This is a genomic window from Edaphobacter aggregans DSM 19364 (genome assembly GCF_000745965.1).
Taxonomy (GTDB): Bacteria; Acidobacteriota; Terriglobia; order Terriglobales; family Acidobacteriaceae; genus Edaphobacter; species Edaphobacter aggregans.
This window is the reverse complement of record NZ_JQKI01000044.1, coordinates 1-15258: the sequence shown is the minus strand read 5'-3', so window position 1 is coordinate 15258 and position 15258 is coordinate 1. Positions and strand designations below refer to the sequence as shown.

The 15258-nt window shown below is 58.8% G+C and carries 9 protein-coding genes and 2 pseudogenes; 1 reads left to right on the top strand and 10 read right to left on the bottom strand.

Annotated elements, in window-relative coordinates; translation table 11 throughout:
- Nucleotides 1-81 precede the first annotated feature (81 nt).
- The 10 genes and pseudogenes from Q363_RS17080 to Q363_RS17040 form a co-directional block, all read right to left on the bottom strand.
- A complete protein-coding gene (locus tag Q363_RS17080) occupies nucleotides 82-1398 on the bottom strand; it encodes a hypothetical protein (protein ID WP_035352430.1) in 1317 nt (438 codons plus the stop codon).
- A gap of 313 nt (nucleotides 1399-1711) precedes the next feature.
- Nucleotides 1712-2887, bottom strand: coding sequence for a hypothetical protein (locus Q363_RS17075; RefSeq protein WP_211256217.1), 1176 nt, complete (start codon nucleotides 2885-2887; stop codon nucleotides 1712-1714).
- A gap of 639 nt (nucleotides 2888-3526) precedes the next feature.
- A complete protein-coding gene (locus tag Q363_RS17070; protein ID WP_483782896.1) occupies nucleotides 3527-4990 on the bottom strand; it encodes an outer membrane beta-barrel protein in 1464 nt (487 codons plus the stop codon).
- Nucleotides 4991-5031: 41 nt separating this feature from the next.
- A pseudogene (locus tag Q363_RS47480) lies at nucleotides 5032-5310 on the bottom strand (carboxypeptidase-like regulatory domain-containing protein); the annotation flags it as partial.
- A 414-nt stretch (nucleotides 5311-5724) separates the two neighbouring features.
- On the bottom strand, nucleotides 5725-7269 hold the full coding sequence (locus Q363_RS17065; RefSeq protein ID WP_051978898.1) for a CoA-acylating methylmalonate-semialdehyde dehydrogenase: 1545 nt from the start codon (nucleotides 7267-7269) through the stop codon (nucleotides 5725-5727).
- 155 nt (nucleotides 7270-7424) lie between these two features.
- Nucleotides 7425-8849, bottom strand: a complete 1425-nt coding sequence (locus Q363_RS17060; protein WP_035352426.1) for an NCS1 family nucleobase:cation symporter-1 — start codon at nucleotides 8847-8849, stop codon at nucleotides 7425-7427.
- A complete protein-coding gene (hydA, locus tag Q363_RS17055) occupies nucleotides 8846-10249 on the bottom strand; it encodes a dihydropyrimidinase (protein ID WP_035352423.1) in 1404 nt (467 codons plus the stop codon). Before hydA ends, Q363_RS17060 begins: the two co-directional genes overlap by 4 nt.
- A gap of 37 nt (nucleotides 10250-10286) precedes the next feature.
- Nucleotides 10287-11714: an NAD-dependent dihydropyrimidine dehydrogenase subunit PreA gene (gene preA / locus Q363_RS17050; RefSeq protein ID WP_035352421.1), complete on the bottom strand. Its 1428-nt coding sequence runs from the start codon at nucleotides 11712-11714 to the stop codon at nucleotides 10287-10289.
- Nucleotides 11701-13056 (bottom strand): NAD(P)-dependent oxidoreductase, encoded by a 1356-nt coding sequence (locus tag Q363_RS17045; RefSeq protein WP_035352419.1) that lies wholly within the window; start codon nucleotides 13054-13056, stop codon nucleotides 11701-11703. The genes preA and Q363_RS17045 overlap by 14 nt, the downstream gene beginning before the upstream one ends.
- 214 nt (nucleotides 13057-13270) lie before the next feature.
- Complete coding sequence (locus tag Q363_RS17040) at nucleotides 13271-14515, bottom strand: hydantoinase/carbamoylase family amidase (RefSeq protein WP_035352417.1); 1245 nt, start codon at nucleotides 14513-14515, stop codon at nucleotides 13271-13273.
- A gap of 599 nt (nucleotides 14516-15114) precedes the next feature.
- Here Q363_RS17040 and Q363_RS17035 point away from each other — a divergent pair.
- Nucleotides 15115-15258 (top strand): annotated as a pseudogene (locus tag Q363_RS17035) (transposase); the annotation flags it as partial.

The following is a 15258-nucleotide window of genomic DNA, read 5'->3' as shown; positions in this document are numbered from 1 at the left end:
AAAAGGGGATCGTAAGAATGAGCTCTGAGTCCAGAACAACGAATGAAGGGCCGGTTACCCGATTCGCCGGAACTTGCGAGCTCAGTGACTTGATGGTGCGGAGTTGTCTTTGACCTGCGAAGCGTTTGCTGGCACGAGAGGTCGCACCGCGACCAACTCTGCACCTAAAACCTGATAGCCTTTGGCCAATTTGACTCGCACCAGTGCTTGAAAAGCAGTGGGATTTTCGTGATTGGTTGAGGCAGGTGCAGCCAGTGCCTTTTCGATCTGCTCGATTCCGGACACTGAAGTGGCAAACATGGTCGCTCCCTGAGTCCCTTTGGTGTCCAGGCCCCCAAGAAATGCGATGTGCCGCCCCTGCGTTACTCCGGTGGTGATCGTGATGAGGCTATAGTCAGTGGTCAGCATGCGTGTGGAGACATCTCGCTCGGTGGTATAGACGGCCTTATTTCCAGCTGCGGGATGGGTATCGATAATCTGAGCTCTCCACTGTTCGTGCCGCTCATCGGGGTTCCTGAAATAGAAATCTCCCACCGTCAGCAGCTGAGCCACCGCAATGTTTTGAAAGGGCGACCCTAGAAGAATCACATTATGCCTGTCCAGATCGTCGGGTGTGATATCGCGCGATGCTTTGATGATTGGCTTGGCACCGATGCGATTCAGAAGCCCGGATAGCATCGCGACGGATTCCAGCTCTCCTGTTCCGGTGTAGCCATTCTCGTAATAGAGGGGGCCAGCCATTCCCACGAGCTTGGAGTTCGATGCAAACTGACGCGCGAGATGTGGATCGACGACTGCGCCGCGGTTATCGCTGGCTCCGCGTCGGAAGCGGAACAGATCATTTGAATCGTCGAGCAGGAACACCGCATCGGGGTATCCAATCACTGGAGATATGTCGTTATCGAGAAATTTCCACCAGAACAACTCGGCTGAATCACGGGGCTTCCCAACACCCGAAGGCGAAGCGGACACGGTGGGGAACGCTGATTCCGAAGGACTGTTCGAGCGCAGGCGTCCCAACCAGAACCCGGCGACCGCGAATGCCGCCAACATGGCTGCAAGCAATATCGTTTGCGTCCGGGTCCATCGTTTTGCCGCGCCTCGGTCCCTCTCAAAAGAGCGAAGACTCGTCGTCTGGTGCTGACCGCCGCCCTCTCCGTCTGCCAGCGGATCAGACGCGACGATCTCGGAGGCTGTTGACCCCGTGCGCGTTTGAGTCGATGAGACTACCTCAAAGGTCGGGAGATAATGCCCTTTGGGGATCTGGATCAGGATGGGATCATGCTTTCCTTCGACTTCGTAGTACTCCCTGAGCTTTACTCTCAAGCGATGGCTTTGCACCCTGACGATAGGATCGATCTTGGGATCGAAATCGCTCTTACGGCCGAGCGCTTCCACTCCAATCGTGTATTCCTTAAGGTTTTCCGCGGTTCCCGCAATCGAACGGGAGGCAAGAAAACTTAAGAGCTGTTGCAGAGTCGTAGCATTACGGAAAGTAGTGGACCGGAGCACCCGGCGTACCTGGTCCTCACATTGCTCGACACCGGGAGCGTTTCCCTGGATACTCGTTGAAGAATCAGTACGTTCCAAGATGGTCCTGTCTTTCACCGAGGGGCCATCATAGCAGTCTGAAGAGTCGCCGAACAAGCGAACAGCTGGATCATAAGGCGCCGCCAATATCCGTTTGCGCGAGCGTACCGGTGCATCTCTCCTACTCCTCCATCCTGCTGACGATGACAGTAGCGCCAGGGGGTACAGTGGCCGTAACCCGGCTCACTGCCATTCCGCCCGGCAAGGTGTCCTGCTTGGCAAGCGCTGCCTTCCCATCCACCTTGAGCTGGCGCACTGTTCCCCGGAACACTGCTTGCCAGCGTAATGCCGGTCCTGAAAGGTTGCTGAGACTGCTGCTCAAGGATCCCGTGTGCTTGATGTCGAGCAGGTTGTTGCGGAAAGGAAGCGATTGGAGTGACGCATCATCACCAGCACTGGGAAGCTGAGCCAACGTTTGAACGTCAAAGGGCTCGCCAGATCGCGACGGCGCAACCCCCATCGTTCCGCCAACAAGAGCCGCGATTACCGCGTAAGAGACCTCGGGGTATTCGCGGCGCGGTTTTTCCGGTCTGCTAAGATCAAACAGGATATGGTAGGCAGGTTCGGTCCGCCCATAACGGAAGAGCAAGAGCGGGGCATAACTCTCTTCTTCGATATTGATCTTCTGCCAGTACTTCGGTGAAGAGATATAGTCAAGCGCGCCACGCAGGTGATCGGGATCTTTTGCGGCGCCAAAATACAGTGTCATGACGTCTCCGGACTCAAAGCCGCTCTCATCCTGTCGAATAACGCCAAGATAATGCTGTTGGCTTTGCGACCACGCGACGCGCTCAAGCAACTGCTGTATCTTGTTCGCCACCGACTGTGCGGAAGCTGCGAGAGCTTTGTCTTGGGGTGTAACTGCAATCTCCTGAAATGAACGAAGGGCACGGTACTCGGCCGCTAGAAGATCGGCACCAAATATGAAGTCCTTCGGACCTTCTGTATAGCCTGGTATGCCCCGCGAATCGACAAATCGCCCAGTCTCCAGGCGCTGGTTGGCGATACGTGGACGATGAAGAATCTTCTCAGGCTGAAGCTGCCAGCCGGTGACATAATCGGTGACCGTTCTGCGGAAGAACTCGCGAAACCGGGGATCGTCGCGATAGATATCATCGCCAGTCCAGCGCCACATACGGACAATAGCGTCCAACACATCGAAGTTTGCCGGCAGATTGAACCAGAAATCGGCATCAGAGACGTAGTCCGCAGAGGAGGGGTGCCCTTCGCCGTCGATCTCCCAATAACTGGCCCAGTCCCGTTTTTCATCGACGGATGCCGCGAAGCGTCCAAGCATATTGCGGTTTGCCGCCGCGAGCCCTAGCACAGCAGCGCCCTCTGTCTGGTGAGAGACATCTCGCATGCAGAATGCATTGCGGCTTGGCAGAGCAGCCTCGTACCACGGACCGATGGAACTCGACGACGGAGCCACGTAAGCAAGTGCCTGGCCGCGGGCCCATCGAAATATCTCATCAAGGGAAGAGTTGGATGAATGAAATTCGAGCTGCCTTGGGTGAGATGCCGGCTGTGCTTCTGCCATAGCACCGGCAAACAGTGTCGCAGTAAACAGTAATCTTTTTAAGAGTTTCGACACTTTATCTGCGCCCTGGCAGAACAACGCTGCGGAGTCTAATGTAGCATCGCGGTGTACTGGAACGGTTCATTTATTGGCCCGGCTGCTCTTGGAACAGCCCAATCGGCAATGATCACTTCAAGTCTCGACCACACATCTCCGTTGAACAGCGAGCCTACTTCGTAACCAAGCGTCTCTGGCAATACTGGCAAACAACCCTACTTCCGCCAATCTATGCCTCACTGCTCGGAGATCCTAACGCTACTTACAACAGCGGATGCAGCGGAGACACTGGGATGGATTGCGATTTTTACTGAGTGACTCGGCGACTTCGCGACAGGTATTAGTAATTCTGGGTGCAACCTAGAAAACGAAACGAAGTGAGAGTTGAGCTTGCAGAGGATCGCCGACTCCAACACGGAGAAAGCCGCTGAAGTCAAAGAGGGGCGGCGAGCTGAGTGGGTTGATACGGTTGGTGTTGTTGAAGGTGTTGAAGACTTCGACGCGTGGGATGAGCTCGTACCTGTCGTGGAACTGGAAGGGCCGGGCAATACCGAAGTCCAGAACGAAGAAGGCGTTGTTTTTGCGAAGATGGTTGCGGCCGCAATCGACACCGTTGACAAAGCGTGTGCGCGAGTTGTTGAAGCTGCAGGGCGCCCCGATGCCGGTGCCTAGAACGTTGTCGGTCTGGGGCTGTGCAGAGTGCTGCTGTATGCGGAAGTTGCCCTTGAAGCCGAAGGGCAGATCGCCGAGTCCGAATGCGTTGAACTTGTGGGCCTCATCGCGATCCGAAAGCGAATACTCCGCTGCGAGGTTGTACAAGTTGCCGTAGCGGAAGGTGAAGGGATCGCGCTCGTTGGAATCGTTGTCGCGATCCTGCGAGTAGGTGTACTGCGCCTCGAACTGGAAATGATGAGAGAAGCGCTTGCGAACACCAAACGTAATGCCGCGGTAGAGCGACTTCGCACCACTGTTGGTATTGGTGATGGCGCCAAGGTTCGCAAATGGCCCAGGCGCAAAGACGTTGGGACATGAATTGGTACTACCGCCGCGGTAGCAAACGGTATCGGCGTTAGGTGAGTAAACTTTGCCGGTTTCAGGAACGACCTGGCCTGGAAGAACGGCAGGGCCGATGTTTGGGTCAAGAAAGCGGGTCAGGTACACGCCCTTCGAATCTGCAAAATCCACGAACGCAACATAGTCCTGAGCGAGCTGCTGCTCATAGGCGATGTCAAACCCGTAGATGCGGGGGTTGTGGTAGTTCTTGTCAAAAACTGTGACACCCGCACCGGGGCAGCCTGTGGTTGGGCAGTTGGAGGCAGGAAGAATATTGGGGTAGGTCGGGTTGCCTAATCCCGAGAACTGCGTGATGGTCTGTTGCTGCACTCCGTTCGTCGTGATAGGGCCCACCTGCGTCAGCATATTCTGCCTCGCGTTAAAGATGCCGGCGCTTCCGCGCAGAAGCGACTTGCCGTTGCCGAAGACATCATAGGCAAAGCCGAAGCGAGGTTGGAACTGCGTGGTCTGGTTGGGAAGATAGCCGGTCGACGGGAAGGCTGGGTTGGAGAGATAGGGGCCGTAGAGAGTCTTCGCCGGCGGGATAACAGGGTTGGGGAAGAACTGCGCCTCCCAACGAAGACCGTAGTTCAGAGTGAGCCGAGAGAGGACCTGCCATGTATCCTGCGCGTAGACGGCAGGTTCATGATTACTGATATTGGAGTAGCCAGCCTGTTGAACCGTCTGGCCTGACTGGGTGGGTGCATCCTGAAGATAGAGTGCGAGGGGACTGCTCCCCGTCGTTCCACCTGCAGGATCAGCTTGAGAGATATCGTACGACCTACCGTCAGGTTGAGGTTCTCCTGGACGGTTGTCGTAAAGCCAGTTTTCGAGATCTTCACTACGTACCGTCCGGGAGGGAGAGAGGGGAAGTCGAAGTGACCGTAGCCATCAGTGACCGCTAAATGAACGATACCGATATCGATCTCCGTCGCCTCGACGGAAGTGTCGGGAACGACTGCTCCACTCGCGTCCACCACATCGCCCCGAATACTTCCATTGGTAGCCTGGACTTGCCCATGGACGGTGGCAAAATCGATCCCAAGAATGAGGATCACAAGGAAAGAGAGTTTTCTGGTGAAAGCTGTCATGTTGCTCCTCTAGCGAATCTCGGAGGCAAAACAAATGCAGCGGGGAAAGCGGATACGGATAAGATCACGTCGCGGCCCAGGCAGCAAGATGCTTGCCAACCTAATGACGGCTACCGAGATAAGCGGCGACGCTTTCAGAACTGGAACAGAAAGAGAGCGGCTGCTAAAAAATCGGGAAATCTGATGTAGTTGCTTTACTGTGCGAAGACATTATCACGTCTGTTATAAAAAACGAGAAAAAAATGAAGAGTATCGGGAAAACCCGGCCTTCTTCAGAGAAGCATCGTGGCTCAACGAGTCCTCGACGCGGTCCACCTCGTCGTCCTCATTCGGCCGCAAAACGTAAGACGTCTAGCTGATCCACAGGAATAAAACCCTGGAGATTTTGGGCTTTCCGTTCAAAATCAAGTCCACCTATCCGAGCGTAGGCATCGTGATATCAACCCCAGCCCGAATCCCTGTAGGCCAGCGCGCAGTGATCGTCTTGACTCGTGTATAGAACCGCACGCCCTCCGGCCCATATATCGCATGATCGCCGAACAGCGACCGTTTCCACCCGCCGAAGCTGTGGAAGGCCATCGGCACAGGGATCGGGACGTTCACGCCAACCATGCCAGCCTGCACCGAATGGGCAAACTCCCGCGCCGTATCGCCGTCGCGCGTAAAGATCGCCGTGCCGTTACCGTACTCGTGCACATTCACCAGCTCCAGCGCCGTCTCGAAGTCGCGCGCCCGCACCAGTCCCAGCACCGGCCCGAAGATCTCTTCCTGATAGATACGCATCTCCGGCTTCACATGGTCGAACAGCGAGGCCCCCAGGAAGAACCCCTCTCCCTTTGGCAGCACGCTCTTACGGCCATCGACCACCAGCTCCGCGCCCTCGCTCGTCCCAGTCGCGAGATACCCGCTCACCCGCTCCAGATGCGCCTTCGTTACCAGCGGCCCCATCTCCGAGCCCTCTTCCATCCCCGGCGCCACCGACAGCTTGCCGATGCGCTCAACCACCTTCGCGCGCAGGGCGTCCGCCGTGGCATTCGTCACCGCCACCGCAACCGAGATCGCCATGCAGCGCTCGCCCGCCGAGCCATACGCCGCCCCCACCAGCGCGTCCGCCGCCTGATCCAGATCGGCGTCCGGCATCACGATCATGTGATTCTTCGCGCCGCCCAGCGCCTGCACTCGCTTTCCGTGCGAGGTGCCCTTGCTGTACACATACTCTGCAATCGGCGTCGAGCCCACAAAGCTGACGGCCTGGATCACGGGATGCTCGAGAATTCCATCTACTGCTTCTTTGTCGCCGTGCACCACGTTGAAGACGCCGTCTGGAAGCCCGGCCTCCTTCAACAACTCAGCCAGCAGAATCGAAGCGCTCGGGTCCCGCTCGCTCGGCTTCAGCACAAATGTATTCCCGCAGGCCAGCGCAATTGGGAACATCCACGTCGGAACCATCGCCGGAAAGTTGAACGGCGTGATGCCCGCCACCACTCCCAGCGGCTGCCGCATCGACCAGCTATCGATATCGGAGCCAACCTGCTCGGAGAACTCGCCCTTCAGCAGCTGCGGGATTCCAGTGGCGAACTCGATCACCTCAAGCCCGCGCATCGCCTCGCCCTTGGCGTCCGAGAAGACCTTGCCGTGCTCTGACGTAAGTATCTGCGCAACTCTCTCAATGTTCTGCTCAAACAGCTCGCGGAACCGGAACAGGACCCGCGCCCGCCGTAGCGGAGGCTGCGCCGCCCAGCCAGGAAACGCAGCCTGCGCCGCAGCTACAGCTCGCTCCAGCTCCTCGCGGTTCGCCAGCGGAACCCGAGCCTGCACTTTCCCCGTCGCCGGATCATACACATCGCCAAACCGGCCGGATGTGCCAGAAACTTTCTCACCAGCGATCCAGTGCGTAATCTCACGAAGCTTCGGCTGGTCCGCGACCTTCACCTCAGGAGCAAGAGCTGTAGATGACATAGGGAACCTCAATTCTTTGATCCTCACACTCTCCGCAGCGCATCGTGCGCTATGCCCAAAGCGGAGGACGATATGCTTCTCAGGCAACTGCGGATTATATCCACGCGCTGCCTTGTTCGGCGAACTTGCCGCTGGCCGAAGGTCAGCCGAAGAGGCTATTCGACCGGTTCAGCCAGGACAACAGGAGCCGCAACCTTCATCAGGGCCAGGTAGACGGCCCCCGCGATGAAGAAACCAACAAACCAGGCGTAGTCATACAGGAAGCGCACGGAAGGCACAGCCAGACCGACGAGGGCGACGAATACGCCTACAATAAGGGCAACGATCGCGCGAAAGTTGATGCCACTTGAGTATTTGTATACGCCATCGGGGCGGTAGAGCGAGTCAGTATCAAGTCGAGTGCGGCGCAGCATGAAGTAGTCGGCGATCATGATGCCGGCCACCGGACCGAGCAGACCGGAGTAGCCGATAAGCCAGCCGAAGATATAGCTGCCAAAGGTGCTCATTAGCTTCCATGGCATCATGGCGAATCCGAGAAAGCCGGTGATGAGGCCACCTGTCCGGAAGCTGATGTAGCGCGGAGCAAGATTGGCGAAATCGTTCGAGGGCGAGACGACGTTGGCGCCGATATTGACGTTCAGCGTCGCAACCAGCAGCGCGATCAAGGCATGGAACGCGACGAAGGGCTGATGAAAGCGGCCGAGCAGCGTGATGGGCGACCAGATGGGCTCGCCGAAGATGGTCACCGAGGCCGACGTGCAGGCGATGCCGATGAACGAGTAAAGCGTCATCGCCACCGGTAGGCCAAACGCCTGGCCAACGATCTGCGCATCCTGATTTTTAGCGTAGCGGGTGAAGTCCGGGATGTTAAGTGAGAGCGTGGCCCAGTACCCGACCATCGCCGTCAATGACGGAAAGAAGAACTTCAGGAAGGCTCCGGTCGAGTGGAACTGGCTTGATGTCGAGAGCATGGGGCCGAAGCCGCCCGCTTTGTGCAGCATCCAGAAGAGCAATGTGAGCGACATGATCAGCATGAAAGGCGCCGAAAAACTCTGCAGGAAGCGGATGGATTCGACGCCCCGCCAGACGATGACCATGTTCAGCAGCCAGAAACCGAGAAAGCACGCCCACAGCACGCCTGGCTGATTTGCCGTCTGCGGCCAGAGAACGTTTAGCATCGCGAAGATGGCCTGGCCTCCGAGCCAGGATTGGATGCCGAACCATCCGCAGGCGACCAGCGCGCGAAGAATCGCAGGGATGTTGGCCCCACGCGTGCCGAACGAGGCGCGCACGAAGACCGGGAACGGGATACCGTACTTGGCGCCGGCATGCGCGTTGAGAATCATAGGCAGCAGCACGATGAGGTTGCCGAGTAGGATGGTGCCGACCGCCTGCTTCCAGTTCATGCCGCCGGCGATCAGCGAGGAGGCGAGCATGTAGGTGGTGACCTCCATCGACATCGAAAACCAAAGCGCGATGTAGTTATAGGTAGACCAAGTGCGTCGCTCCGGAGGCGTGGGAGCGAGATCTTCGTTGTAGAGGCGAGGATCGCGCGGAACGTCGCGGACAATGCCGCTCATTGCCATGCTCCTCCTCTGGCCTCCCGGCGCAGATACTGGCCCCGCCCTTCGACGCCAATGTACCTGCCGCCGTCGACGATGAGCTCGCCGCGCGAAAAGACCATGCGCGCGTTGCCATTCACCCTCCACCCCTCAAACATGGAGTAGTCAACACGCATATTGTGCGTCGCGGCGGAGATGACGTGTTCGGCGTTTGGGTCCCACAGAATGACGTCCGCATCGGATCCCTTCGCTAGCAGGCCCTTCTTCGGATACATCCCGAAGATGCGCGCCGGTGCAGTAGAGGTGATCTCGACGAAGCGCTCGAGCGTGATCTTTCCGGCGTTGACACCGTGGTGATAGATGACCTGCATGCGGTTCTCGACGCCGGGGCCGCCGTTGGGGATCTTGGTGAAGTCGTCTTTGCCGAGCACCTTTTGATCCGCGAAGCAGAAGGGGCAGTGGTCGGTAGAGACGACCTGCAGGTGATCGTGAACGAGGCCGTCCCAGAGCTTCGGCTGGTTCTTCTTCTCGCGCAGTGGAGGGGTGAAGACGTACTTGGCCTCCTCAAAACTCTTGCCGGGCATGTGGTCCTCCAGCGAGAGCAGAAGGTACTGCGGACAAGTCTCCGCGAAGGCAGGTAAGCCGCGGTCGCGCGCCTCTCGCACCTGGTTGAGCGCATCTTCGCTTGAAAGATGCACGATGTAGACCGGCGTTCCTGCAATCTCCGCCATAGCAATGCAGCGATTGACCGCCTCGGCTTCAGCGATCGTGGGACGGGTGAGCGCGTGGTAGATCGGAGCGGTCTTCCCTTCGGCTAGCGTCTGCTGCACGATGGTGTCGATCACAGAGCCGTTCTCGGCGTGCATACAGATCAGCGCCCCGTTTTTTGCAGTCTGCTGCAGTGCCTTGAAGATCGTGCCGTCGTCAACCATCAGCACGTTGGGGTAGGCCATGAAGAGCTTGAAGCTGGCAACGCCCTCGCGAACCATGTCGTCCATGTCATGCAGCCCTTGCTTACCTGCATCGGAGCCGAGGTCGGTGACGATCATGTGGAGGCCGTAGTCGATGCATGCCTTGCCCTCGGCCTTGCCGCGCCAGATGTCAAACGCATCACGCATGCGCGTGCCACGTGCCTGAATAGCGAAGTCGACGATGGTCGTCGTACCTCCAATGGCCGCGGCTCGGGTACCTGTGAGGAAGTCATCGGCGGAGATGGTGCCACCGAAGGGCATGTCCATGTGCGTATGTGCATCGACACCACCGGGGAGCAGGAGCAGACCAGTCGCGTCCACGATAGTGTGGCTCGCTGGATCAATACCGGCGCGAACCTCGCTGATCTTGCCGTCTTCGATGAGAAGATCGGCCCTTTTGCGGTCATCGGCGTTGACGACGGTTCCGTTCTGAATCAGTGTTCCCATAAGACTCCCGGAGTTTGCGGTGGATGAAGGTTGCGCGTCAGCCGTTGGTGTTCATCACCTCTACGGCCGGAGCGCGTCCCGCGGCAGTACGCTCGGCCCAAGTCTCTGGCGCAAGGCCGGTGTTGACGCGCTCCATCGTGATGCAGTTATCGACCGGGCAGACCAGCGAGCAGAGGTTGCAGCCGACGCAGTGCTCTTCATCGACACGCGGGATACGCTCGAGCGGCGTGACCGCGTTGCTTCCGCCGGCGCTGAGGTCAAGCTTGGGGATGGGCGTCATGGAGATGCGGCCCGCGGACTCGGCCGCGACCATCGCAGGCGTACGCGTCGTGTCCGGCACCTCCGAGGTGCGGTCGAGGTGGATGCACTGGTGCGCGCCGTCCCAGCAGGCGGTGTAGCAGAGTTGGCAGCCGATGCAGAGATTCTCGTGAATGCGCGCGACGATCTTGAAATTGAGATTGAGGTCCTTCCAATCCCGGACCTTCGGGATCGACAGGCCGCGGAAGTCCTCGATGGTGCGATAGCCCTTTTCTGTCATCCACTGCAGCATGCCGTCGGCCATGTCTTCGACGACGCGGTAGCCGTAGTGCATCACCGCGGTGCAGACCTGCACAGTGCCGCAACCGAGGAGGAGGAACTCAACTGCATCACGCCAGGAGCCGATGCCTCCGATGCCCGAGAGTGGAAGCGCCGATCCCGGATCGGACATGACCTGGTGGACCATGTTGAGCGCGATAGGCTTGACTGCCGGACCGCAGTAGCCGCCGTGCGAGCTAAGACCGTCGACGTTGGGGCGAGGCTGGAGCGTGTCGAGGTCGATGCCTGTAATGGAGTTGATGGTGTTGATCGCCGAGAGCGCGTCGGCGCCGCCACGCTTTGCTGCACGGGCTGCAGCGCGGATGTCGGTGATATTGGGCGTGAGCTTGACGATGACGGGCGTGCGGGCTTTCTCCTTCGCCCAGCCGGTGATGCGCTCGGTGTATTCGGGCACCTGGCCGACGGCCGAGCCCATGCCGCGTTCGCTCATGCCATGAGGGCAGCCGAAGTTCAACTCCAGGCCGTCGGAGCCCGCGTCTTCGGCGCGTTGCACGATCTCGTGCCAGGCCTCGCGGCGGCTCTCGACCATCAGTGATGCGATGACGACGTGGTTCGGGTAGCGGCGCTTGACCTCGGCTATCTCGGCGAGGTTGACCTCGATGGGGCGATCGGAGATGAGCTCGATGTTGTTGAGCCCCATCATGCGGCGGCCATCCCAGTCGATAGAGGAGTAACGCGAGCTGACATTGGTGATGGGCTCGCCGATGGTCTTCCAGACCGCTCCTCCCCAACCTGCGTCGAAGGCGCGCATCACCTGCTCGCCGCAGTTGGACGGCGGCGCGGAGGCGAGCCAGAAGGGGTTCGCACACTTGATGCCGCAGAACGTTGTTTCGAGATTAGGCTTAGCGACAGAATTATTGGCGGCCATGCTGCACCTCCAGCCAGGCGGCAATTCCAATGCCCGCACGCTTGCCGTCGGCGACGGCGTCGACGACCTCGCGGCCGCCGTTAGTGCAGTCGCCGCCTGCGAAGAACTTCGGATGCGACGTCTGCCCGGTAGCGCGGTCGATGACGATGCGGCCACCGTCGAACGCGATCTTCGCGGCACTACCGGCCTCGGCGAGGAACGCGCTGTGCGTCGCCTGCCCGATGGCGAGGATGACGAGATCGACGGGGAGCTCGAGCTCGGAGCCAGGCAGCGGGATGAGCGAGTCGTCGACTGCGGCAGCGAGCTGGATGAGGTTGAGCGCCTCGACGGTCTTCGAACCGCGGATGCCGATTGGTTGCACATGCCAGAGGAACTGCACCCCCTCCTGCTTCGAGTGTTCGTACTCGAAAGCAAATGCGGACATCTTCTCCGGGCCGCGGCGATAGACCATGTGGACGCTTGTCGCGCCCAGGCGCCTGGCGGCGTTGGCGGCGTCGATGGCGGTGTTCCCTGCTCCGATGACCGCGACGCGTTGGGGAACCGTGAGGATTGCGCCGGACTTATAGCCGGCGATAAAGTCCAGAGCGTTGGTGACTCCGGCGAGCTGGTCGCCGGCGATGCCGAGCTGATGAATCGCACCCAGCCCCACGCCGAGAAAGACCGCGTCATGCTCGCGCTCAAGATGGACAAGCATTTCTCGATCCACGCGCTCGTTGAAGTGAAAGTCGATGCCGAGCCCGGAGAGCATCTCAATCTCGCGGAGGCTCTCGACGAGCGGCAGTTTGTACTCGGCAACCCCGTAGGTGTTGAGCCCTCCGGGGAGAGGGCGAGTTTCGTAAATGATGGCGCGGATACCGCGGCGGCGGAGCTCGGCAGCGCAGGCTAACGATGCGGGACCGGCGCCTATGAGCGCCACGCTGCGCCCGGTGTCAGGTCCTGGGGCGAAGGGCAACGCTGCTCCGCTCTGGTGGAGCGCATCCATCGCGAAGCGCTGCAGGCGCGCTATTTGAATGGGCTGCTTGTTGTAACGATGCATCACGCAAGCACCCTCGCAAAGCACCTGCACGGGACAGGCGCGCGAGCAGCTGGCGCCAAGAATATTCGCATCGAGAATGGTTCTCGCCGAGCCAGCGAGGTTGCCGCTCGCGATCTTCTTGATAAAGCCCGGAACGTCGATGTGCGTAGGACAGGCGGTCGTGCAGGGCGCATCGAAGCAGTAGAGGCAGCGGTTAGACTCGACCGTCGCAGATTGCTTGTCGAAGGGAGGATGCAGGTCCGGGAAACGCGCAGCAATCTCGGGATGGGTTGGACGATGTTTCGAAAATACGGCTGAGTCACTCATCAGAAGCTAAAGAACCTCCTCCTACGACAAGGCGGAACAGCGACCGTTACAACAGATAAGCGTGCGGTGGGCGAAAGCGATGGCTCGAATGTACGACCCAGGAACATTGCCGCTATGAACCCTCCTGAGAGTGCTCTGTGCGATTACAGGAGAGATCATTATGCATCATTGGCGTAGAAAGTGAAGCGATTTCATCGCCTCGAATCACCACCTGCTATAGCCTGTCTTCTATCCAACGCATGGTCTTGGCGGCAAGCCGAGCGAAGGCCTCGACTGCGAGCGCAAGATGTTCCTTCTTCGTGTCCTCGGCCTTGTTGTGGCTCAGGCCGTTGAGTGACTGGGTGAACATCATCACCGTGGGGATACCGGCACGCGACACCTCGGCCGCGTCGTGCAGCGGGCCGGAGGGCAGACGATGCGAGGCTCCGGCAGTCTCACGGATCGCCGTGTCGCACAGCTCGATCAATTCCGGGTGAAAGGGGATAGGCTCGATCGACCAGATGCGCGACCACTCAACGGAACAGTTTTCTTCGGCGGCAAAACGCTCACTGGCAGCGGCAGCCTCCTCGAACATCTGCACGAGCACAACCGCATCAAGATCACGCATATCGAGCGTCGCCTCGCAGCGACCGACCACAGCAGTGACGATGCCCGGAAAAGTCTTCACGCTGCCCATCGTGGCGACAGAGTCCGCATGCTTGCGGGCGATTGGGCGTATTTCGAGCGCGAGCTTCGCGGCCGCTGCCAGCGCATCGCGGCGCACGGCCATCGGGGTTGAGCCCGAGTGCGCCTCCTGCCCCAGAAACGTGATGGCGTGGCGCTCGACACCCTTCGTCCCGAGGACGACACCAAGCGGCAGGCCCATCTTCTCGAGAACGGGCCCCTGCTCGATATGCAGTTCCAGATAGGCGGCGGCGTTGGCCCGCTCCTTCTGGGCATCACCAATGCGGTCGATATCGAAACCACACTGTTTGAGGGCGTCTTCAAGGCATGTGCCATCACGGTCGATACGTCCGCGGTCGGCAGCGATCGTGTAGGTTCCAGCGAAGGCGGAAGAGCCGAAGAGACTCCGCCCAAACCGCGCTCCCTCCTCGTCAGCCCAGTCGACGAGCCGTACCGTGACGGGCGGCTTGTTCTTGTACTCCGCAGAAATTCCACGCAGCACTTCGAGCGCCGCCAGCGTACCAAGACAACCGTCAAGCCAACCGCCATTAGGCACCGAGTCCAGATGGCTCCCCAGCAACAGCGCGCGAGGAGATTCGCCATGCAGCGTCGTCCACAGGTTTCCGGCGGAATCGTAATGACGCTCAACGGGAAGATCATCCGTTTTCGTCTCAAACCATCTCTGTGCTTTGAGCCAGCTAGGACTCCAGGCCAAACGCTGTGCTCCATTCGCGTCACCGGTAAGTGCGCGAAGCTCTTCCAGATTCGAGATGACCTGCTGTGGGTTGACCGTCATGCGTGCATCTTCGCTCAGGAGTTTCCTCCTACTTGACCTTTCTAACATGCAAGTTCGGAATATCAGGCATGGTACAGTTTTTTCGCTCAAGCCGCGTGATGACGCCGGAGGGAATCAGACCCGCGGCAATTGTGGTCGAGAATGGCGAATCCTAGGTGACGGAGCATTCCGGCACAGCGGAGTACCTCCGCCCTGCCCCCTCTATCGATAAGCTGCAGGGCGGGAATTCCCTGTTCTCTGAGTGATAATTCCCTGTTTCATGCAAGCCCCTGATTGAGTTCAAGCGTGATAACTGCATAAATTCATGGCGTTAGAAGGATTCTCCAATGGCGGGTCTAAGCCAAAATCAACAAAACCCCTGTATATTTCCCGGCTGTGGGGGAATCAATCACAGAGAGCGGTTCACTCTAGACTGCATCCACCGCCATTTCCTTGCTCTAGCTAGTACTACTGTGTTATAAAGTAGATTCCTCGATTTTATTATTCAAGCACCGTAAACTGTTGGGCAGTACGTTGAAGGAATGAGCGTTCGCCAACTGGATCTCTCGCGTCAAGGGGAACGGCTCCAGATTTATCTGGACGGCCTGACAGAATCTGCGGGACATGCCGATCGCATGATTCCCATCGAGAACTACATCAAGGGGCTCATGCTGCCGATTGAGCGCAAGAGCGTGGAGCCGATGGCAGCACGTCTGGCTCCCGGCAACGTACGTCAAATGCATCAGTCTTTGCATCACATCATT

Coding starts and splice junctions, on each gene's coding strand:
- Q363_RS17075 (WP_211256217.1), bottom strand. CDS start 2,887: ATGCTTGGACGCTTCGCGGCATCCGTCGATGAAAAACGGGACTGGGCC.
- Q363_RS17065 (WP_051978898.1), bottom strand. CDS start 7,269: ATGTCATCTACAGCTCTTGCTCCTGAGGTGAAGGTCGCGGACCAGCCG.
- Q363_RS17060 (WP_035352426.1), bottom strand. CDS start 8,849: ATGAGCGGCATTGTCCGCGACGTTCCGCGCGATCCTCGCCTCTACAAC.
- hydA (WP_035352423.1), bottom strand. CDS start 10,249: ATGGGAACACTGATTCAGAACGGAACCGTCGTCAACGCCGATGACCGC.
- preA (WP_035352421.1), bottom strand. CDS start 11,714: ATGGCCGCCAATAATTCTGTCGCTAAGCCTAATCTCGAAACAACGTTC.
- Q363_RS17045 (WP_035352419.1), bottom strand. CDS start 13,056: ATGAGTGACTCAGCCGTATTTTCGAAACATCGTCCAACCCATCCCGAG.
- Q363_RS17040 (WP_035352417.1), bottom strand. CDS start 14,515: ATGACGGTCAACCCACAGCAGGTCATCTCGAATCTGGAAGAGCTTCGC.